The sequence below is a fragment of the Peterkaempfera podocarpi genome, assembly GCF_042466665.1.
Classification (GTDB): domain Bacteria; phylum Actinomycetota; class Actinomycetes; order Streptomycetales; family Streptomycetaceae; genus Peterkaempfera; species Peterkaempfera podocarpi.
The window spans coordinates 6,278,207-6,298,777 of the sequence record NZ_CP162102.1; the positions used below are offsets into that span (position 1 = coordinate 6,278,207).

Here is a 20,571-nt window from a genome sequence, read left to right on the forward strand (position 1 = left end):
ATGCCTCCGGGCGCCGGTCAACCGGCCTGTTGCGGGGGAAAGGTGATGATGTGCCGGGACTTCGCCCGGCGCCCCGACCAGCGCCTTGCGAAGGGATCGGACATGGCCCGTATGCCGGGGGCGCAGTACCGCCCCGTCGTCAACGTCCACCATGACGGGGTGCGCGAGCGTCGCGGGCTGGTGCTCCATGTGCAGGACGACACCGGAAGCCCGTACGGCTGGTTCAACACCCCCAGCTCGCAGGCGAGCAGCGACTTCTGGGTGCGCCGGGACGGCTATGTCGAGCAGTACTGCGACACCGGTGTCGACTACGCCTGGGCGCAGGCCGCCGGCAACCCCTTCTACGCCTCGGTCGAGACCGAGGGGCATCCGGACACCGCGCTGACCGGCGCCCAGCTGGAGGCGGTGGCGCACATCTACGCCTGGGGCCACTCGGAGTTCGGCTGGCCGCTGAAGGTGGTCGACTCCACCACCCAGCACGGCCTCACCTATCACGGCGTCGGCGGCGCGGCCTGGGGCAACCACCCGGGCTGCCCCGGCACGCTGCGCAGGGCGCAGCGCCTGGGGGTGATCGCCAGGGCGGGGGAGATCCTGGGTGGGGCGGACGGGACGTCGGTGAGCCTGGCCCATGTGGTGGCGGCCGCCCAACGGGATCCGGTCGCCGCGCAGGGGAGCACCACCCACCGGGCCGAGGTGCTGGTGGTGGAGCGGGCACTGCGGGCGGAGGGGCTGCTGGCGGCGGAGTGGGTGGACGGCAGCTTCGGCTCCCGGACGGTGATCGCCTATGCGGCACTTCAGCGCCGCTACGGGTACACCGGTGCGGCGGCGGACGGCATCCCCGGCCGGGCCAGCCTGACCAGGCTGGGTGCCGCGCACGGCTTCGCGGTCACCGCCTGAGCAGTATGGATATGACGTTGCGTCAGCAAGGTTGGGTGCGGAGCCCGTCGAACACCACGGCAAGGGTGCGCCGGCGGGCGTCCGGGTCGTCGCCCGCGTAGTGCGCGGCGTGCGAGGCGCCGACCAGCAGGGCCAGCAGCGCCGGCAGGTCCAGGTCGCCGCGGACGGCGCCGGCCTGCTGGGCCGCGGTGAGCAGCGCGCCCAGCTGCTCCTGGAGGTCCCGGCCCGCCCCATGGGAGGCGGTCCGGACGTCGACCCCGGCCTCGGCCAGGGCGTCGGCCAGGGCGTTCTTGGCGGCGGAATGTTCCACTGCCCAGCTGAAGAAGGCGAACAGTGCGTCGCCCGGCTCCTGTTCGCGGGCGAGCTCGCGGGCGTCCTCGGCGAAGCGTTCCAGCCGGGCCACGTACATGGCCTCCAGCAGCGCCTCCTTGGTGGGGAAGTGGCGGAAGACGGTGCCGATGCCGACCCCGGCCTCCCGGGCGACCTCCTCGGTGGAGGCGGAGGTGCCCTTGGCGGTGAAGACGGCCTCGGCCGCGGCCAGCAGCCGCACACGGTTGCGCCGGGCATCGGCGCGCAGCGGCCGGTTGCCGTCGGAGGGGGCGGGCTCGGGGGGCATCGGGCACCTCGGTCTCTGGCGCTGGACAAACGGAGTGGCTGGTCCGTATCGTCAATCGGAGTTGCTACTCCGATTGTAGGGGCGGTCGCCGTCCCGTCGACCCGGGAGCCATCCATGCAGACATCGCAGTCCACCGCAGATCCGCGCACGGTCTTCGAGAGCCTCATCCGGGGCATCACCGACGGCAGCTGGGACCGGCTGGCCGACCTCTATGCGGAGGACGCGGTGGTGGAGCTGCCGTTCGCACTGCCGGCCCCGGTCCGGCTGGAGGGACGGGAGGCGGTCAGGGCGCACTTCGCCGCAGCCGCGGGCGGCCCGCTGCGCCTCACCGTCCACGATGTGGTGGTGCACCGGACGGCCGACCCGGAGGTGGTGGTCGCCGAGTTCGGCTACGAGATCCGGACACCGGCCGCGGGCGAGGCGTTCCACACGGCCAATGTGCAGGTCCTCCGGGTCCGCGACGGACTCGTCGTGGCCTCCCGCGACTACCACAACCACGCCGCGCTCGCCGCCGCCCTGGGGCAGCTCCCCGCGACCCCGACCCCGCCCGGTGACGCCGCACCGCGGCAGGGCTGAACCCCCTCGGTCGGACGGCGGCACCCGCCGGGTCACCCACCGCGCCACCCACCGGGTCACCAGGAGAGCGCCACCTGGATGCACTTGCCGCCCTCGGCAGGGTGGGTGATCCGGACGCTCTCCGCCAGCCGGGTGACCAGCGGCCAGCCGAAGCCCCCGGTACCGGAGAGCAGATCCGGCTGCCGGGCCGCCGGCTCCGCCTCGCACCGGTCGGAGACCACGACCTCCATCCGCCCCGGCTGCCAGCGCAGCAGCAGCGAGCAGGGGCCAGGGGCGTGCCGGCAGGCATTGGCGACCAGCTCGGAGACCACCAGCAGCAGGGTGTCCGCACCGGTGCCGCCGCCGGTGTCACCGGTGGCGCTCGGCACGGATCCTGCGAACGCGGCGGCCGCATGCCGGGCAAGGGCAGTGGTGCCCGGCATGCCGTCGAAGCTCTCGGTCAGCTGCACGGTCTCGGACACGTCCTTCGGACGTTGCCTCTCGGTGAGTCGTTTGCGGGCCCGTGGCCCCCTCGGTACCACGCCGCCTACCCGGCCCCGGACGCATCATGGGTGCCTCTCACCCGAAAGCCCCGGCCCGGTCGCGGCCCCGGGCACCGGATGCGAGGTTGGGGCGGGGCGACGGCGCGACCCGCGCCCTCCCGGCCGCCTGCCGGCCCGCACACGGAGGACCACCATGCGCGAATCACGTCAACTGCCGCTGCTCGTCGCAGCCCCGCTGCTGGCGGTGGCGCTGCTGGTGGCCGGCTGCTCCAGCTCGGGCAAGTCCACAGCGGGGGGCTCCACCGTCCCGGCCACCCTGAGCTCGCCCTCACCGACCGGCAGCCAGGAGAAGGTGAAGCTCGCCAAGACGAAGTTCGTGGTCGATGCGGGACTGGCGGCGGGCGCCACCTACCAGTGGGTGTACAAGCCCTACAAGGCAGGCAAGTTCAAGAAGGGCGCCAGCGGCCGCAAGACCGCGCTGATCAAGGCGGGTCTGGCGGGTGCCTTCGCCTACAACCGGCTGAAGGCGGCGCTCACCGCGGCCAAGGGCGATCCCACCCTCTCCAAGGCGCTCGCCCCGCTGACCGCCGGAGTGGCGGCGCTTCAGCAGAGCATTACCAAGATGCGCAGCGGCAGCGACCCCGAGGGCGGCGCCAGTGAGTTCCAGGGCGTGATCGACAGCGTCAAGGAGGCCGGCAAGTCCGCGGGCGCCGAGGTGACCAACCAGGTGCCCTCACTCAGCGAGCTGAAGTCCGGCGGCTGACCCGGCCCCGCACAGCGACTGTACGACCACGGCACAACGACCGGGCAGCGGGCTCGGCGGCGCAGGGAGCGCGCCGTCGAGCCCGCCGCCGCACTGCCCGCGCGCGCCCGTCCGTACCGGCCCGTCGAGCCCGCGCCCGGTGCCGCCCCCGATCAGGCGCGGGCCAGCAGCAGTTGCTGCACATCCAGATAGCCGGTGCGGAAGCCGGCTTCGGAGTACGCCAGATACAGCTCCCACATACGGCGGAAGACACCGTCGAAGCCCAGTGCCGCCACCTCCGCACGCCGGGCGTCGAACCGCTCCCGCCACAGCCGCAGGGTCTCCGCATAGTGCGGTCCGAAGGGGTGCCGGTCGAGCAGACGCAGTCGGGTGTGCGCCGCGGTCACCCGCTCCACCGCCTCCACCGAGGGGATGATCCCGCCGGGGAAGATGTACTTGTGGATCCAGGTGTAGGTGTCCTTGGTCGCCTCCATCCGGTCGTGCGCCATGGTGATCGCCTGGATGGCCACCCTGCCGTCCGGCGCCAGCACCCGGTCGATGGTGGAGAAGTACGCGGGCCAGTAACGCTCACCCACGGCCTCGATCATCTCCACACTCACCACCGCGTCGAACTCTCCCTCCACCGCGCGGTAGTCCTGCAGCCGCACCTCGACCCGGTCGGCCACGCCGGCCTCCGCGAGCTTGGCCCGGGCCAGCTCCCGCTGCTCCTGGGAGAGGGTCAGGGTGAGGACGGTCGCTCCGCGCCGGGCCGCGCGCAGCGCCAACTCGCCCCACCCCGAGCCGATCTCCAGCAGCCGGGTGCCCTCCTTGACACCGGCCAGGTCCAGCAGCCGGTCGATCTTGCGGTGCTGTGCGGCCTCCAGCGCCTCCCAGCTCGCCACCGGCAGGGTGCCGTCCTCCTCGAAGAGTGCCGAGGAGTAGGTCATCGACCGAGTCCAGGAAGAGTGCGAACAGCTCATTGGACAGGTCGTAGTGACGCTGGATGTTGCGCCGGGCGCCGTCCGGGGTGTTGCGCTCCGCCCTGGGCTGGGCCGCCACATAGAACCGGCGCAGCCACTGCAACCCCGGCGGCACCAGCGTCTGCGGCGACCCCGCCAGTACGGTCAGCACCCCGGCCAGGTCGTCCGTGTCCCAGTCGCCCGCCTGGTACGCCTCGCCGAAGCCGATCAGACCGCCCGCCCCCACCCTGCGGTGGAAGACCTCCGGCCGGTTGAGTCTCAGCACCGGCGACCCCGGCAGTGACGACCCGTCGGACAGCTCCACCCCGAGCCCCAGCCGCTGGGCGATCCGCCGTAGCAGAGCCTCGGACAGCCGGGCCCGCAACCGGGCGTCGGGCACCCGTGCCACATCGGGCCACTGCTCGGGGTCGACCGGCCCCGGCTCCTGGTGGGCCCGGGGGCGGGCGGCCTGCTGGGACTGGTTCACCTCTCCATCGATCCCCTGACTCACAACTCTTCTCCCTCATACGGGTGCCCTGGGTGTCCCAGGCGCACGGTCAGCTTCAACCCTGCCCATGCCGGGGTGCATTTCATCCGGCCCGTCCGGGCTGCGGGTGTCCGGGTCCGATCCGCCGCAGGCCGTGGAACGGCCGCGGCGGAAGGAAACCTGACTTCACGTTGGGCGAAGGAGATTCACCCGTCCGGCGCATGGGTGCGGCGCGCCGGGGTAGGCGGTTGCCACTGCACCCCGCCGTCCCGGAGGCGGGGGGCTCGTCCGAGGGAGGGATCAACCCGATGAGGGTCGACTTCGCAGCCGTCGCCGCAGCCGCACCCGCAGTGCAGGCGCCCGTAGCACCGGAGGACGCCCCCACCACCCCTGCACCGCAGGGCCTTCCGGTGATCCCGCCCGTCGAGGGGATCGCCACCGAGGACGCCCGAGCCCTGTCCAAGGTGCTGTTCCGGCGGATGGCCGAGCTGGAGGAGGGCACCCATGAGTACGCCTATGTGCGTAACACCCTGGTGGAACTCAACCTCGCCCTGGTGCGGTTCGCAGCGGGGCGCTTCCGCACCCGCAGCGAACCCATGGAGGACATCGTCCAGGTCGGCACCATCGGCCTGATCAAGGCCATCGACCGGTTCGACATGGACCGCGGCCTGGAGTTCCCCACATTTGCGCTGCCCACCGTGATCGGCGAGATCAAGCGCTTCTTCCGGGACACCAGCTGGGCCGTGCATGTGCCCCGCCGGCTCCAGGAACTGCGGCTGGACCTGGCCAAGGCCACCGATGCGCTCTCCTTCACCCTCGGCCGCGAACCCACCGCCGCGGAGCTCGCGGAACACCTGGGCCTGCCGGAGGAAGACGTCCGCGAGGGCCTGGTCGCCTCCGCCGGCTACACCGCCTACTCGCTCGACGCGCAGAGCGACGACGACGAGTCCGAGGGCGCCATCGCCGACCGGCTCGGCGAGGAGGACACCGGACTGGAGGGCGTGCTGGACCACCATGCCCTCAAGCCCCTGATCAGGGCTCTGCCGGAGCGGGACCGCAAGATCCTCTCGCTGCGCTTCGGCGCCGAGATGACCCAGTCGGAGATCGGCGCCGAGCTGGGGATCTCCCAGATGCACGTCTCCCGGCTGCTCTCCCGCATCCTGACCCGGCTGCGCCAGGGGATGGCCGCCGCATCCGACCCGGCCTGAGACCGACCCGGTCGTTGCGTTGCCGGTCAGCCGCGGCCGGTCAGCCGCGGCCGAGCGGCAGCGCAGCGAGCGGCAACGCAGCAAGCGGGGGCGCAGCAAGCGGGGCGGCGCTATCGGGAGCGCATGGCCACGACGGCCCCGGTGATCATCGCGAGCATGGTCCAGGCGAACCAGAGCCAGGGATCGGACTCGAAGACCGCGCTGTAGACGCTCACCAGGACCAGGCAGGCCGCCGTGAGCAGGACCAGGCCCCGCGCCTGGCCGGTCACGGAGTGTGGATCGCGAGGTGCGGTTGCCATGGCTGTCCTCCCATGGGGGGCGGCGGCGGACTACCCGGCGGCGGCCTCGCCGCCGTCGGGAGCCCCGTACTCATAGCGCCACCGCCAGCGCCCGCGGGCGTCGTGCTGCTTCGCCCGGTGGTACACCAGCGTGGTGGCGGGCCGGTCCAGATGGGCGGGCACCGGTACCCGGTAGACCTTGGGCACGTTGTTGAACGGGCTCAGCAGGATCGGCAGCACCGTGCCGTCCAGCGGTCCGCCCACGAACTCGGTATCCGCACTCCTCATACCCGCAAGCTTCGCACCCCGTCCACCGTTGCGGCACCCCGCGGTCCGGACCACCCCCTCCGGGGTCTTATCCTGCTCAGTACGCCCATGGGATGCCCGGGCCCGCCGCGCCGCGGGATCCGGGGCTCCGGAGCCCGGCGAGGGTGATCTTGCATCGTTTCCGCTCCCCGCGCCCCTTCCGCTCCGTACCGTGGACCTTGGCAGAGCCGGTCGGCGTTCAAGGGCCGGTTCGGGATGTGCGAGGAAAGGACTCGATGGACACCAGAAGCAGCAGATGGACGGACTGGTGGCGAGGCCGGGCGCGAGCAGCGGACACCCCCGATGCGCGTGATGCGGCGGCTTCGGCCAGGCTGGATCTGCTGCTCCGGGCTGTCAGGTCCGGCTTCGCGGTCGCCCCGGCCGCCCGCCCCGCCGGTTACCGCTGCTCGTGCGACCGGGTCGGCTGTCCGGCTCCGGCCCGCCACCCGGTCTCCTTCGCCTGGCAGTCGCAGGCGACCACCGACTCCGAGCAGATCGCCCGCTGGCTGGCCCGGGACCCGCAGGCCAACTTTGTCGCCGCCACCGGCCGCACCCACGATGTGCTGGACGTCCCGGAGGAGGCCGGCCGGATCGCCCTCGAGCGGCTGCTGGACCAGGACGCGGCCGGGCCGGTCGCCGCAGGCGACGGACGCTACCTCTTCTTCGCCGCTACTCGTGGCACCCCGCTCGACGAGGACGAGTGGTGGCCGTGCGAGCTGGACAGCCACCCCGACACCCTGGAGGAGCACCCCGGGCTGCGCTGGCACTGCCGGGGCTCCTATGTGCTGCTGCCGCCCTCGGTACTCCCGGACGACTCGGTGATCCGCTGGGTACGCGGGCCCGAGCACCCGCTGCCGGACCCGCTGCGGGTCCTCGATGTGCTCACCGACGCCTGCACCACCGTGGGAGCGGTGGCCGAGGAGCAGTGGCGGATCGGCTGAGCGCCACCGGCGACGCCCACCTGGTGTCCCGCCCGGTGTTCTGTGCGCCGCACGGACACCGGGCGCCGTGCGTCCGCCGGGCGCGGACTGCCTGGGCGCCCAGCCCGGCGGACCCCGGGGAGCCGGGGTCCGTCCGCAGGGCCGGCCCGGCTACGGCAGGGTGAGGATCTCGGTGCCGTCGGCGGTCACCAGCAGGGTGTGCTCGAACTGGGCCGTGCGCTTGCGGTCCTTGGTGACCACCGTCCAGCCGTCCTGCCAGATGTCGTACTCATGGGTGCCCAGCGTCAGCATGGGCTCGATGGTGAAGGTCATCCCCGGGCGGATCACCTCGGTGGCACGCGGGCTGTCGTAGTGCGGCACGATCAGCCCGGAGTGGAACGAGGTGTTGATCCCGTGGCCGGTGAAGTCGCGGACCACGCCGTAGCCGAACCGCTTGGCGTAGGACTCGATGACCCGGCCGATCACATTGATCTGCCGGCCCGGCCGCACCGCCTTGATGGCCCGGTTGAGCGACTCCAGGGTGCGCTCGACCAGCAGCTTGGACTCCTCGTCCACATCGCCCACCGGGTAGGTGGCGTTGAGGTCGCCGTGCACACCGTGGATGTAGGCGGTGACATCGAGGTTCACGATGTCGCCGTCCTCCAGCACGGTGGAGTCCGGGATGCCGTGGCAGATCACCTCGTTGACCGAGGTGCAGATGGACTTGGGGAAGTCCCGGTAGCCCAGGTCCGACGGGTAGGCGCCGTGGTCGCACATGTAGTCGTGGGCGACACGGTCCAGCTCGTCCGTGGTGACACCGGGCGCGATGTGCTTGGCGGCCTCGTCCATGGCGCGGGCCGCGATGGCCCCCGCGATCCGCATCTTCTCGATGGTTTCCGCGGTCTGCACCTCCGGACCCGTGTACGGCGCCGGGGCGCGCTTGCCCACGTACTCGGGCCGGGCGATGTGCGCCGGGACGCTGCGGGTGGGGGAGAGCCTGCCGGGAACCAGAGGAGCCATGCCCGGATTCTATCGGCCGCGGTTCTGCCCTGGGTCGCGCCGCCTGGCGATGTCCTGTCATGAACTAGGCGCAAAGGGCATCTGAACCGTACCTGCGGAAGGTGCAGAGCAGGTTCCGTGTGGTGCGTGAACGAATACTGTTCGGGTGCGGTCGATGATCGACGCAGGGCATCCGTCTGTGCACATTCCGAAACGGCCGCACGATGAGCGCTCGCCGGTGACGCGGTCCCGTCCCGTCCCGTCGCGGCGGCGCCGGCGTGCCCGGCCTTGGGGGGAGACCTTGGAAGTCGGAGCGGGAGGCAGAGCCGCCGTCACCGGTGGGAGAGGCGGCCGGGGAGAGGGGGTGGGGCGCGTCACCGTCCAGATCGACCGGGACGCGGATGCCCTGTACCGATGGCGCATACGGGCTCCCAACGGGCGCATGGTGGGCGTGGCCGCGGACGGTTTCGCCGAGGAGTCCCAGTGCCGTGCCCATCTGCTGCGTGCCAGGGGCAGTGCTGACCGGCTCACCAGCTGGGTCCACCATCCGGAGGGCGGCGGCAGCGCCACAGGGTGGCAGTGGGTGGCGAGGGACGGCGAGGGGGGCAATGTCGCCGTCTCCCCGCGCTCCTATCCGCGGCACGCCACCTGCCGGGACGCCTTTGAGAGGTTCCTGGAACTGCTGGCCCAGTCGGTCCCGCCCCCGTGGGAGGGGCGGCCGCCGGCGGAGGGGGAGGCCCACAGGTGACGTTGGGGGAGGTCCGCCGGTGACGTTGCCGCGGACGCGGGAGTATGGGGCCTCGTTCACCGGTCGTTCCGCTGCTGTAGCCCTGCGCTGGCCACGCTCGATGTGGCATGTACATCCAGCGATCATTGGGGGACGCCGTGGTCCTGTACTCCCTGTCCGGCCCGGCTCCCGGTACCCCGTCGGGGAGTGCCGGGCCGGACGGCGGCGCCGGGCCGGACGCGCCGGTGCTGAGGGTCGACCCGGATCCGCGCGGCCGCTACCGCTGGACGCTGTTCTCCCGCAACGGCCGCCCGCTCGCCCGCTCCGCCGCGGGCTTCCCCGACTCCGCGGCGGCGCGGGCGGCCTTCGCCCGGCTGGTGTGCGGTGCAGCGGAACTGACGATAGATCAGAATCTCTCCGGAGACCTGCGGTCCTGGGTGTGGACCGCCCGGGACGCCGCCGGCCGCCTGGTGGCCCGCGGTGCGGCCACGTACCGCCGCAGGGGCGCCTGCCGTGCGGCCGCCACCTCCTTCGTCGTCCGCCTCGGCAGCCTCCGGGGTGTCTGCTGACGGGTGTTGCTTGCCCGTGCGCTGGAGTGTCTTGTGCGGCGGTGGCGGCAGGGGTGCCGCCGCTCATGGGGTTTCCGGCGGCTGCCCGCACCGGGTGTTGCCGGCAGCTGGTGCTGATGGGCATCGGCTGACAGGTGTTGCCCACGGGCGTTGCCGTTGGCGATTGTTGCCGCCGGGTGTGCGCTGAGGTCTCCTTTTGCGCGGGTGCCGCTGACGGGTGTTGCTCGCGGACGCTGTCACCGCAGGTTGTTGCCGCCGGGTGTCCGCCGGCGGTTTCCTTCGCGGGTTCGCCGCCGGGGAACCCCTGATGAAAGCCATTGAGGGCGCCGCCAGGACCGGCACCGAGGTCGTCGCGGCGGGTGAACGCGCGGCCAATGCGCGGCCAGCGCGCGATCCTCCGCAGATGCACGCCCGGGGCCCGGGCCGCGCTCCAGCCGGGGTCGAGCGTTCCGCTGAGACCGGCTCCGACCTGCTGTTTCTTCGCTGTCGAGGCGGCCCGGCCGGTCCGCGGCAGCCGTGGGGCGGCGGTTGCCGGGCCGGGTCGCCTCGACAAGGCTGCCGCTTGCCCGGCCGAGGACCGCGTGGCCGGGGGCGGGCGCCGCCAGTGGCGTTCGGAGCGCAATCACGGAGCATTCCCACCGGAGGAACCGGAAACATGCGCATGGTCAAGAAGTCCCTGCTGCTGGCCGCGACCGCGGCCTCCCTCGCCGTTGTGATGCCGGGCACTGCCCTGGCGTCGGAGCCCACCCCTCCCGTCTCGGACAGCAGCATCGTCTTCGCGGGCTCGGACACCACCGAGTACGTCATCGACGCGATTGCCACCGCCTACAACGCCCAGTCCCCCGCGCCGGCCAGGAACGCGTACTCCTACCTCGCCGAGGGCACGGCCACCCTTCAGACCAAGACCAGCGCGTCCGCCACCCTCGCTCGCCCGGTCGGCTCGGGCGCCGGCATCTCCGCCCTGTTGGACGTCAACAACACCAACACCCTCAACGCCAGCGGCACCCGCACCCACGTCGATGTGGCCCGCTCCTCGTCGGACCCGAGCGCCGGACCGTCCTCGCTGCTCTTCGTTCCCTTCGCCGTGGACGCGGTGACCTGGGCGGCCAAGAGCGGTGGCAACGCCCCGGCCAACCTCACCACCCAGCAGCTGCACGACATCTACAGCTGCACGGTGACCAACTGGTCCGCGGTGGGCGGCACGTCCGGCACCATCGCGCCGGTCCTGCCGCAGGCCAACTCCGGTACCCGCAAGATGTTCCTGAGCAAGATCGGCGTCACCACCCCCGGTACCTGCGTGACCTCCAATGACTCGATCGTGGAGAACGAGGGCACCAACGCGGTCTTCACCGGCGCCAACGCGGCCAATGTGCTGGTGCCCTACGCGACCTCCAAGTTCATCGCCCAGGAGAACCAGCTGCCCAACGCCGCCGCCGACCTGCGGGGCAGTCTGACGCTGCGCCAGGTCAACAGCGTGGCGCCGCGCAACGCCGACGGCACGCTGAACAGCGGCTTCCCGTACAAGCGGGAGGTCTACAACGTGGTGATCGGCAGCACCATCCCCGCCTACCTCCAGGGCCTGCTGAGCGACACCGGCTACCTGTGCAACGACGGCCAGTCGATCGTTGAGCAGTACGGCTTCGCCCCGCTGGTTCCGGGTGACGACGACGACTGCGGCTTCGGCATCCCCGGTACGGGCGTCTGAGCCGAGTGACCAGGGTCGGGCCGGGGGCGGATGCTTCCCGGCCCGACCTCTCTCGTTCGTCGGCCCGGCCCCTTCCCCCGTTGTCGCCTCGTTCACCCGTCGTACGGCCGCACAAGCCATCGATCGGGCCAAATATCCAGGGGTGCGCGACAGGACCCGCGCGGGCCGCTGCACGCCCATGGAACCTCCCGCCGTCTGGCCGTAACCGAAAAGGAGTCACCGCATGATCGTCCCCAGAGCGTGGCGGCGCTATCAGCCGCCATGGCATAGGGCGACGGCCGCCGCCGCGACCTTGCTGGGACTGCTGCTCCTGACAGCCATGCCGGTGCTGGCCGATTCGGGCGCCCCCGCGCGGGCCGACAGCGGCTCCGCCACCGTCCAGGGCCGGCAGGCATGGGACCCGGCGACCCAGGCGCTGCGGCCGGATCCGATGGAGGTGACCGTCCGGCAGGCCGGCGACCTCACCCACGAGGTCGTCCATCTCTCCTGGAAGAACTTCACCCCGTCCTCGGGCACCAGCGGCGGCTTCAGCACCGCCACGGTGTACCCGGTCGCGGTCATGCAGTGCCGTGGCAGCGATCCGCAGATGCCGCTGATCGAGGCCGACATCAACTATGTGCCCGGGGTCCCCTCCGACTGCATCCTCAACACCCAGGTCGGCGGCACCACGGCGGACGGGCGCAACAACCTGGTCTGGACCGTCACCGGGGCCGACGGCACCGGCGAGGCGGACATCGAGGTGCTCACCCGCCAGGAGAGCGCCTTCCTCGGCTGCGGGCCCACGGTGCCCTGCTCACTGGTGGTGGAGCCGATCCAGGGCGGGTACAAGGGCTCGAAGGCCAACCCCACCAAGTACCCGATGAACTGCGCGGACCACCACCTCGACGGCATCAGCTCGGTGATATCCACCGCCGGCGGGTTCGGCTACTACTGCAACTGGTCCCAGCACATCACCATCCCGCTGACCTTCCGACAGTCGACGCTGGACTGCCCCGCGGCCGACTCCGACTTCTCGATGGCGGGCTCCCCGATGTTCGGCACGGCCGCCGACCTGTGGACCCCCGGATACTGCAAGGGCAGCGGAGATGTGCAGGCGCTGCACGCGACGTTCAACTCCAGCCTGGACGAGTACCAGGCCCGCTCGACCTTCCTGTCGGGCGCCCAGGACGTCGGGCTGACCTCCCAGCCCGCGGCGGCTTCGGCCACCTCCACCCGCACCTACACCTATGCTCCGATCGCCAACACCGCGATCGTGCTCGCGTATGCGATCGACGACCCCGTCACCGGCAAGCCCGTCACCGGCCTCAAGCTCAATGCCCGCTTGGTGGCCAAGCTGCTCACCCAGTCGTACTCGGGCGGTGTGACCTGCCCGGCCGTCGGCAGCTATGTCTGCAGTCCGGGTGTGGGCCACAACCCGGCCTCCGTCATGGACGACCCAGAGTTCCAGCAGCTGAACCCGGGGCTGCCGACCACGGCGATGAGCAACCAGGGCCGTTTCGGGTCCTTCCCGGTGGTGCTCTACGGACGCAGCGACATGACGTACGAGCTGACGCGCTGGGTGACGGCGGACCCTGACGCCCGTGCCTTTCTGAAGGGCAAGTCCGACCCCTGGGGGATGCGGATCAACGCCGGATATGTCGGCGTCCACTATCCGCTGGAGCAGTTCTCCAAACTGGACCTCGACGGTGACCTCCAGTGGTTCTGGAACCCGGTCTCGTCCTATGCGGAGCTGACCCAGTACCCCGTTCAGGGCAAGACCAGCGCCCAGAACACCTGGTGCACCCCCGACCCCGCCCACCCCGACAGGTGCACCCACACGGCGGTGCCCCCCGTGGGGCCCGGCGCACGGAGCATCATCGCGGTGATGGGCATGGGTGATGCCGCGAAGTACCGCTATCCGGTGGCGGCGCTGGAGAATGCGGCGGGCCAGTTCGTGGAGCCGACCCCCGGTTCGATGTCCGCAGGCGTGGACGCCATGACGGTGGACGAGAAGAGCGGGGCGCTGACCGCCGACATCGGCGCGACCGACCCCAAGGCGTATCCGCTCACCGAGCCGGTGGTGGCCATGGTGCCGACCAGCGGTGTCGCGTCGGCCAAGGCCGGGAAGATCGCCGACTGGCTGGGATACGCCGCCGGCCCCGGACAGACCTACGGCACCGCGCCCGGCGACCTGCCCGACGGCTACCAGGCGCTCAGCGACCGCCAGGCCGCCCAGACGGTCACCGCCGCGCAGCACGTCCGGGCCCAGGACGGCGCCGAGAAGGTACCGCCGCCCCCGCCGGGCTCCACCTCGGGCGGCAGCTCCTCCGGGGGGTCCTCGGGCGGCTCGGCCGCGGCGTCCGGCGGCAGCGCCGTCTCCGGCGGGGGCACGTCGTCCTCCGGAATCCCGGTGTCCGGTGGTACGTCCCTGGGCGGCACCACCTCCGCCGGTACGGCGGCGGGCGGGACCTCGGGGGGCGCCTCGGGAGGCACCGCGTCCTCCGGCGGCGCCGCGGGCGGCTCCGGGAACACCTCCAAGGGCGCTGCTTCCGGCTCCACCACCGCCGGGCTGCCCGCCGCCCCGATCGCCGCGGGCACCCCGAGCGCCGACCAGGCGGGGGCGATGCGCTGGATGCTGCCGGTGCTGCTGATCGTCGGCGGTGTGCTGCTGGTCGGCGGTCCCACCGCGCTGGTCCTCGGCCGCACCGGCCAGGGCACCGTCCTCCTCGCCCGCGCCAGGTCCTGGTACGGCCGCCTGCGCGCCCGCATCCTGACCCGCCGGAGCGGCTGAACAGGCCCGGGGCCCCGGCCGCCGGCCGGGGCCCCCGCCGCCCCTGCCCTCACTGTCCCCGTGAATCACCGACTGTCCGTCATATGCCCTGCGGGACCGCCCCGATCCGGAGCAGGCGTGTCCGGCACTCCCGTGTCCGTGCCGCCGCCGACCGGTGGGGCGCGGCCGTTCCGTTCCGACCCCACCGTCCCGATGAGGGAGCTCAGCGCAATGGACCAGCAGCTCGCCCCGCCGGCCGCAGCCGGCGACCCGGCCCCGGATCTGCCGCCGGACCGGCCCCGGGCGATCCGGGCCCTGCCCACCGCCGGCGATCGGGTCTTCCGCGGAGTGCTGCGCGGCGCCGGCTCCGCCGTGCTGGTCGTGATGGGCCTGATCGCGGCCTTCCTGGTCTACCGGGCCGGCACCGCGATCAAGGCGACGGGCTGGGGCTTCCTCACCACCCAGGACTGGACGCCGGGCACCCATCGCTTCGGCGTCGGCTCGATGCTGCCCAACGGCATCCTGATCGCGGTGATCGCGCTGCTGATCGCCGTCCCGGTCTCCCTCGCCGCCGCGCTGTACATCTCCGAGTACGCACCCGAGCGGCTGCGCCGGCCGCTGATCTCGCTGGTCGACCTGATGGCCGCCGTCCCCAGCATCGTCTACGGCCTGTGGGGGCTGTTCTTCCTCCAGCCGGCCCTGCTGGGCACCCTCGCCTGGGTCTCCCGGCACCTTGGGTTCCTGCCCTTCCTCACCGTCCGCTTCGGCGACGCGGCCACCTCCTACACCTCGTCCACGCTGATCGCGGGCGTGGTGGTCTCGCTGATGGTGATCCCCATCGTCACCTCGCTCAGCCGGGAGGTCTTCTCCCAGGCCCCGCAGGGTGAGCGGGAGGGAGCCCATGCGCTGGGCGGGACCCGCTGGGGCATGATCCGCACGGTGGTGCTGCCGTTCGGCCGGGGCGGCGTGATCGGCGCGGTGATGCTGGGCTTCGGGCGGGCGATGGGCGAGACCATCGCGGTCGCCCTGATCATCTCCCCGGTCTACACCGTCGCCTGGCACGTCCTGGAGCGCGGCGGCAACTCCATCCCCGCCATGATCGCCCTGCGCTACTCCGAGGCCGGCGACTTCAACCTCTCCGCCCTGATGGCAGCCGGACTGGTGCTCTTCCTGGTGACCCTCGTGGTCAATGTCCTCGCCTCCGTCGTGATCAGCCGCTCCCGTTCCGGCGCGGTCACCGCCGACTGAACCCTCTCCTGGAGCCCCTGCCATGACCAGCACCACCGACGACCTCGGCGCCGCCGCCGGGACCACCCGCCGGCCACCCGCGCCTGCGGCCGCCACCGCGCCCGCGCCCGCCGCCACCGCGTCCGCCGGTCCCGCCGAACCGGAACGCCGGGTCCGTCTGCACGGAGTGACCGCCGACGGGGTGCTCACCCTCGCCGGGTCGGCCGCCGGCGCGCTCGGCCTGGTGTGGGTGCTCTACGAGCGGCTGCTGCCGGTCTCCGGAGCGCTCGGCTTCTGGCTGGCCTGGTACGTCGTCTTCCTCGGCCTGTATGCGACCTGCGCGGGACTCCAGTGGGGAGCCAGGGCCGTCAGCGACCGGCTGGCCTCGGTGGCGCTCAGCACCGCGGGACTGCTGCTGCTGGTCCTGGTGGTGGACGAGATCGGCTATCTGGTCTTCCGCGGCCATGCCGCGCTGGGGCACGGCAACCTGTTCACCGACACCATGGTGCTGGCCGGTCCCCTCGACGGCCTGGACAGGGGCGGCCTGCTGCACGCCGTCGTCGGTTCACTGGAGCAGCTCGGCCTGGCCACGGCGCTCACCGTGCCGCTGGGCATCCTGGCGGCGCTCTTCCTGGTCGAGATCGGCGGGCCGCTGGCCCGGCCGGTGCGCACCATCGTCGACGCCATGAGCGCACTGCCCTCGATCGTGGCGGGTCTGTTCGTGCTGGCGACCCTGATCCTCGGTCTGGGGGTGGGGATGAGCGGCTTCGCGGCCTCACTGGCAATCAGCGTGATGATGATGCCGATCGTCACCCGCGCCGCCGAAGCCGTGATCCGCCTGGTCCCGGGCACCCTCCGGGAGGCCGGCTATGCGCTGGGCGCCAGCCAGTGGCGCACCGTGTGGACGGTGGTGCTGCCCACCGCCCGGCCCGGCCTGGCCACCGCGGTGGTGCTGGCGATGGCCCGCGGGGTGGGGGAGACCTCCCCGGTGCTGCTCACCGCGGGCTTCACCAAGAGCATGAACGCCGACCCGTTCAGCGGCCAGCAGGCCAATCTGCCGCTCTACATCTGGAACTACGTCCGCTACCCGCAGGACACCATGGTCGCCCGCGCCTTCGCGGCCGGCGTCACCCTGATGTCCGTGGTGCTGGTGCTCTTCGTCACCGCCCGGATGCTCGGCGGCCGTACGCCGGGACAGCTGAGCCACCGTCAGCGGCGCCGTATCGCCAGGGACGCTGCCCGATGAGCGCCCGCCCGACGACCACCCGCCCGACGACCACCCGCCCGGCATCCGCGGCCCGCCCCGCAGCCGCACTCCCACTCCCGTCGCACCGGAAGGCACCGATCATGCGTGCACGGAACCGCCGTGCCCTGTCCGTCCTGCTGCTCATCGGCCTGTTCGGCCTGCTGGGCATCGGCATGCCGACCTCCGCGGGGGCCGCCTCGTACGTACCGGTGAACGGTGCCGGCTCCTCATGGGCCGGTCCGGCGATCGAGCAGTGGGCGAGGGACGTCTATGCGCAAGGCATCAACATCAACTACACCCAGAACGGCTCCCAGGCCGGACGCAACCAACTGAGCCTCAGCCAGACCGACTTCGCCGGCTCGGACGTGCCGTGGCGCAACGGCGACGACAAGATCAGCGGCGAGGGCGCCGAGATCACCTCCGCGCTCGACGGCGCGTACTCCTATGTGCCCATCACCGCGGGCGGCACCTCGTTCATGTACCACCTGGAGGTCGGGGGCAGGCAGGTCCGTGATCTGCGCCTCTCCGGAGCGACCATCGTCGGTATCTTCACCGGCAGGATCACCCGCTGGAACGACCCGCGGATCAGGGCCGACTACCCCGCCCCGCTGCCGGACCTGGACATCACGCCGGTGGTCCGCTCGGACGGCTCGGGTGCCACCGCGCAGTTCACCCGCTGGATGTCCAAGCAGTACCCCTCCGAGTGGAACGCCTTCTGCCAGTCGGCCAAGGGCGTCTCCCCGCCGTGCGGGATGACCGAGTTCTACCCCGCGCCGTTCGCCAACTCGGTGGCCCAGAACGGCTCGGACAAGGTCGCGGGCTACATCACCTCCGGCGCCGGCAACGGCACCATCGGCTACGACGAGTACGCCTACGCCAAGCAGGCCGACTACCCGGTGGTCAAGGTCCTCAACAAGGGCGGCTACTACGTGCTCCCGACCGCCAGCAATGTCGCGGTCGCCCTCCAGGCAGCGAAGATCAACTGGGATCCCGCCAGCCCGAACTACCTCCAGCAGAACCTGGACGACGTCTACACGGACAGCGACCCGCGCGCCTACCCGCTCTCCAGCTACAGCTATCTGATCACCCCGCGCGACCAGGCGAAGAACGGCCTGGTCTGGCCGGCCCACTTCAACGACAACAAGGGCTACACCCTCAGCACGTATCTCACCTACACCCTCTGCGCCGGCCAGAGCGAGGCCGATGCACTCGGCTACTCGCCGATGCCGCAGAACGTGGTCGAGGGCGGCTTCGCCCAGGTCGCCCACATTCCCGGGCACGGTGCGGTCCCGGACCACAACCACCTCGCGGGCTGCAAGAACCCCACGTTCGACGGCAAGCACCCGGACGTCAACGTCCTCGCCGTGAACGCCCCCAAGCCCTCCGCGTGTGACAAGAAGGGCGCCCCGATGCCCTGCACCTCCGGCGGCTCCACCGGCACCGGCGGCAGCAGCGGTGGCTCCTCGGGCGGTTCCTCGGGCGGCTCGGCCGGCGGCAGCAGCGCCGGCGGCGGCAGCGGCGCGACCGGTGGCAGCACCGGCACCACCGGAACCGGCACCTCCGGCTCCGGCTCGGCCGGCGGCGGGAGCGGCGCCGCCACCGGCGGCAGCAGCGCGACCGGAGGGTCCGGCCAGTATGTGGTCGACCCGGTCACCGGCAAGCGGGTCCTCGCCGCCGGCTCGGCGGGCGGGGCCGGCGGCGGCGCGGACGGTGGCATGCCTCTGGCCTCCACCGCGGTCGGCATCACCGGCCGGCGACAGGACGGCTGGCTGCTCGGCGGCCTCACCGCGGTGGAACTGCTCGCCGCCGTCGCCATCCCGCCGCTGGTCGGCGCCTGGATCAGCCGCAACCGGCGGGCCGGCCGCAGGTCCGGCTGACCCCGAACCCCCCGCCGCCCCAGCCAACGACCGGAGGACCCGATGAGCGCGCCCACCCTCGACGAATCTCCCGCCGGACCACCGCCCGCCCCCGAGAAGACCGCCGCCCGGCCGGAACGCGGCATCCGCAGCCGCCCGTCCGGGCCCGGCGCCGCGCGCCCTGCCCCGCGGCCGGTGCTGGCCGCGGTCGGCGCGGCGGTCACCCTGCTCGGGGTGCTCGCCTTCGGCTTCGCCGTGTATGTGCCGGCCTTCTCCGGCATCCAGGAGGCCCACAGCCAGGCCGCCTTCTACCGGACCCTGCGCCACCAGCTGGAGGAGGGCGTCGCACCGATCGGCCCGACAGCGTACGGCGCCCCGGTCGCCGCGGTGGACATCCCCGCGATCGGGCTGCACAACGCCGTCGTGGTGGAGGGCACCACCTCCCGCGACCTGATGCGCGGCCCCGGTCACCGCAGCGACACCCCGCTGCCCGGCCAGCAGGGCGTCTCCGTGCTGTACGGCCGCCGGGTCACCTACGGCGGGCCGTTCGGCCGGCTGCCCGCGCTGCGGGCGGGCGACCGCATCACGGTGACGACCGGTCAGGGCCGCGCCACGTACACCGTCAATGCTTTCGGCGACGGCAGCCACCCCATCGCCGACACGGTGCACCCGGACCGTCTGGTCCTGGTCACCGCCGACAGCGGCTGGGCCCCCGACCGGTACCTCCTCGTCGGCGCCACCCTCGACGGCAGGCCGCAGCCCGACCCCGGAGGCCGCTATGGCTACCGCGACGCCGAGCACCCCCTCGCCCACGACCAGGACGCCCTGGCGCCGCTCCAGCTGTGGGCGCTCGGGCTGTGCGCCGCCGCGGCGCTGGCGACCTTCGCCGTACTGCGCTGGCACCGCTGGACCGGGCTGCTCTGCTCGCTGCCCGTACTGGTCGCGCTGACCTGGTGCGTATACGAGAACGCCGCCGCCCTGCTGCCCAACCTCGGCTGAGCGCAGCCGAGCCGCCCCGAACCCAGGAGCCCAGCCCCGATGACCGATTCACCGCTGACCACCGCCGGATCCGCCCGCCCCACCGCGGCCGATGCCGGGGCCGACACCCTGGTGCTGCCGCCCGTGGTCGGCCGCGACGGCGGGGTGCTGTACGGCCTGGAGACCCGCAATGTGTCCGCCTGGTTCGGCGACCGCAAGGTGCTGGACCGCGTCTCGCTGACCGTCGCCCCCGGCGGCGTGACCGCCCTGATCGGCCCCTCCGGGTGCGGCAAGTCCACCTACCTCCGGATTCTCAACCGGATGCACGAGATGGTCCGCGGTGCCGCCCTGGCCGGGGAGGTGCTGCTCGACGGCCGCGACATCTACGACCCGCAGCAGCGCCCCACCGAGGTGCGCCGGCGGATCGGCATGGTCTTCCAGCGCCCCAACCCCTTCCCTGCCATGTCCGTCTACGACAATGTGATCAGCGGACTCAGGCTGGCCGGCATCAAGGCGGACCGCCGGCGCAAGGACCACCTGGTCGAAAGCAGCCTGCGCCGGGCCGGCCTGTGGACCGAGGTCTCCAGCCGACTGCGGACGCCCGGCGGTGCCCTCTCCGGCGGTCAGCAGCAGCGGCTCTGCATCGCCCGCTCACTGGCCGTCAGCCCCGACATCCTGCTGATGGACGAGCCCTGCTCCGCCCTGGACCCCACCTCCACCCGGCGCATCGAGGAGACCATCGCGGAGCTGCGCAGCGAGTTGACCATCGTCATCGTCACCCACAACATGCAGCAGGCCCAGCGGGTCTCGCAGTCCTGCGCGTTCTTCCTGGCCACCCATGACACCCCGGGCCACATCGTGGAGTCCGGACCCACCGAGCAGCTCTTCGAGGCCCCGAGGGACTCCCGCACCGCCGACTACGTGGGCGGCCGCTTCGGCTGACCGGGGCGTTCCGCACCGGCGCCGGGGTGGTGTCCTCGGCGCCCGCTCCCTCGCGGTTGCCGCAGCGGGGGCTCGGGTGTTTAATAAATGAACAGTCATTTA

The 20,571-nt window shown here is 72.2% G+C and carries 19 protein-coding genes and 1 pseudogene; 14 read left to right on the forward strand and 6 right to left on the reverse strand.

From position 1 onward, the window contains the following. Positions 1-102: 102 nt before the first annotated feature. Positions 103-897 carry an N-acetylmuramoyl-L-alanine amidase gene (locus tag AB0761_RS27520; protein ID WP_377271818.1) on the forward strand — a complete coding sequence of 265 codons (795 nt, stop codon included), beginning with the start codon at positions 103-105 and terminating at the stop codon, positions 895-897. Between the two features lie 22 nt (positions 898-919). Here AB0761_RS27520 and AB0761_RS27525 read toward each other — a convergent pair whose 3' ends face one another. Further along, a complete protein-coding gene (locus tag AB0761_RS27525) occupies positions 920-1,513 on the reverse strand; it encodes a TetR/AcrR family transcriptional regulator (RefSeq protein WP_377271819.1) in 594 nt (197 codons plus the stop codon). A 114-nt stretch (positions 1,514-1,627) separates the two neighbouring features. On the opposite strand from AB0761_RS27525, the gene AB0761_RS27530 reads away from it, so the two are divergent. Further along, complete coding sequence (locus tag AB0761_RS27530) at positions 1,628-2,089, forward strand: nuclear transport factor 2 family protein (RefSeq protein ID WP_377271820.1); 462 nt, start codon at positions 1,628-1,630, stop codon at positions 2,087-2,089. Positions 2,090-2,145: 56 nt separating this feature from the next. Here the strand turns inward: AB0761_RS27530 and AB0761_RS27535 are convergent, their stop codons facing one another. After that, positions 2,146-2,550, reverse strand: a complete 405-nt coding sequence (locus AB0761_RS27535; protein WP_377271821.1) for an ATP-binding protein — start codon at positions 2,548-2,550, stop codon at positions 2,146-2,148. 214 nt (positions 2,551-2,764) lie between these two features. Between AB0761_RS27535 and AB0761_RS27540 the strand changes: the two genes are divergently transcribed. Further along, a complete protein-coding gene (locus AB0761_RS27540; protein ID WP_377271822.1) occupies positions 2,765-3,334 on the forward strand; it encodes a hypothetical protein in 570 nt (189 codons plus the stop codon). A 152-nt stretch (positions 3,335-3,486) separates the two neighbouring features. On the opposite strand, the pseudogene AB0761_RS27545 reads toward AB0761_RS27540, so the two are convergent. Further along, positions 3,487-4,759 (reverse strand): annotated as a pseudogene (locus tag AB0761_RS27545) (class I SAM-dependent methyltransferase). A gap of 308 nt (positions 4,760-5,067) precedes the next feature. On the opposite strand from AB0761_RS27545, the gene AB0761_RS27550 reads away from it, so the two are divergent. Next, a complete protein-coding gene (locus AB0761_RS27550; RefSeq protein WP_377271823.1) occupies positions 5,068-5,967 on the forward strand; it encodes an RNA polymerase sigma factor SigF in 900 nt (299 codons plus the stop codon). A gap of 110 nt (positions 5,968-6,077) precedes the next feature. On the opposite strand, the gene AB0761_RS27555 is transcribed toward AB0761_RS27550, so the two are convergent. Next, on the reverse strand, positions 6,078-6,266 hold the full coding sequence (locus AB0761_RS27555; RefSeq protein ID WP_377271824.1) for a hypothetical protein: 189 nt from the start codon (positions 6,264-6,266) through the stop codon (positions 6,078-6,080). Between the two features lie 30 nt (positions 6,267-6,296). Beyond that, a complete protein-coding gene (locus AB0761_RS27560; RefSeq protein WP_377271825.1) occupies positions 6,297-6,533 on the reverse strand; it encodes a hypothetical protein in 237 nt (78 codons plus the stop codon). A 254-nt stretch (positions 6,534-6,787) separates the two neighbouring features. On the opposite strand from AB0761_RS27560, the gene AB0761_RS27565 reads away from it, so the two are divergent. Further along, on the forward strand, positions 6,788-7,492 hold the full coding sequence (locus tag AB0761_RS27565; RefSeq protein WP_377271826.1) for a bifunctional DNA primase/polymerase: 705 nt from the start codon (positions 6,788-6,790) through the stop codon (positions 7,490-7,492). Between the two features lie 150 nt (positions 7,493-7,642). Here the strand turns inward: AB0761_RS27565 and map are convergent, their stop codons facing one another. Beyond that, positions 7,643-8,491 carry a type I methionyl aminopeptidase gene (gene map, locus AB0761_RS27570; protein ID WP_377271827.1) on the reverse strand — a complete coding sequence of 283 codons (849 nt, stop codon included), beginning with the start codon at positions 8,489-8,491 and terminating at the stop codon, positions 7,643-7,645. A 343-nt stretch (positions 8,492-8,834) separates the two neighbouring features. On the opposite strand from map, the gene AB0761_RS27575 reads away from it, so the two are divergent. The 9 genes from AB0761_RS27575 (at position 8,835) to AB0761_RS27615 (ending at position 20,469) form a co-directional block, all read left to right on the forward strand. Then, positions 8,835-9,218: a hypothetical protein gene (locus AB0761_RS27575; RefSeq protein WP_377271828.1), complete on the forward strand. Its 384-nt coding sequence runs from the start codon at positions 8,835-8,837 to the stop codon at positions 9,216-9,218. 107 nt (positions 9,219-9,325) lie between these two features. Beyond that, positions 9,326-9,766 (forward strand): hypothetical protein, encoded by a 441-nt coding sequence (locus tag AB0761_RS27580; protein WP_377271829.1) that lies wholly within the window; start codon positions 9,326-9,328, stop codon positions 9,764-9,766. Positions 9,767-10,421: 655 nt separating this feature from the next. Then, on the forward strand, positions 10,422-11,471 hold the full coding sequence (locus AB0761_RS27585; RefSeq protein ID WP_377271830.1) for a PstS family phosphate ABC transporter substrate-binding protein: 1,050 nt from the start codon (positions 10,422-10,424) through the stop codon (positions 11,469-11,471). Between the two features lie 223 nt (positions 11,472-11,694). Then, a complete protein-coding gene (locus AB0761_RS27590; protein WP_377271831.1) occupies positions 11,695-14,241 on the forward strand; it encodes a hypothetical protein in 2,547 nt (848 codons plus the stop codon). 210 nt (positions 14,242-14,451) lie between these two features. Next, positions 14,452-15,468 carry a phosphate ABC transporter permease subunit PstC gene (gene pstC, locus AB0761_RS27595; protein ID WP_377271832.1) on the forward strand — a complete coding sequence of 339 codons (1,017 nt, stop codon included), beginning with the start codon at positions 14,452-14,454 and terminating at the stop codon, positions 15,466-15,468. A gap of 22 nt (positions 15,469-15,490) precedes the next feature. Beyond that, positions 15,491-16,693 (forward strand): phosphate ABC transporter permease PstA, encoded by a 1,203-nt coding sequence (gene pstA, locus AB0761_RS27600; RefSeq protein WP_377271833.1) that lies wholly within the window; start codon positions 15,491-15,493, stop codon positions 16,691-16,693. Between the two features lie 101 nt (positions 16,694-16,794). Further along, positions 16,795-18,570, forward strand: coding sequence for a substrate-binding domain-containing protein (locus AB0761_RS27605; RefSeq protein WP_377271834.1), 1,776 nt, complete (start codon positions 16,795-16,797; stop codon positions 18,568-18,570). A gap of 42 nt (positions 18,571-18,612) precedes the next feature. Next, positions 18,613-19,548: a class E sortase gene (locus AB0761_RS27610; protein ID WP_377271835.1), complete on the forward strand. Its 936-nt coding sequence runs from the start codon at positions 18,613-18,615 to the stop codon at positions 19,546-19,548. Between the two features lie 39 nt (positions 19,549-19,587). After that, on the forward strand, positions 19,588-20,469 hold the full coding sequence (locus tag AB0761_RS27615) for a phosphate ABC transporter ATP-binding protein (RefSeq protein WP_377271836.1): 882 nt from the start codon (positions 19,588-19,590) through the stop codon (positions 20,467-20,469). The last annotated feature ends 102 nt before the right edge of the window (positions 20,470-20,571 follow it).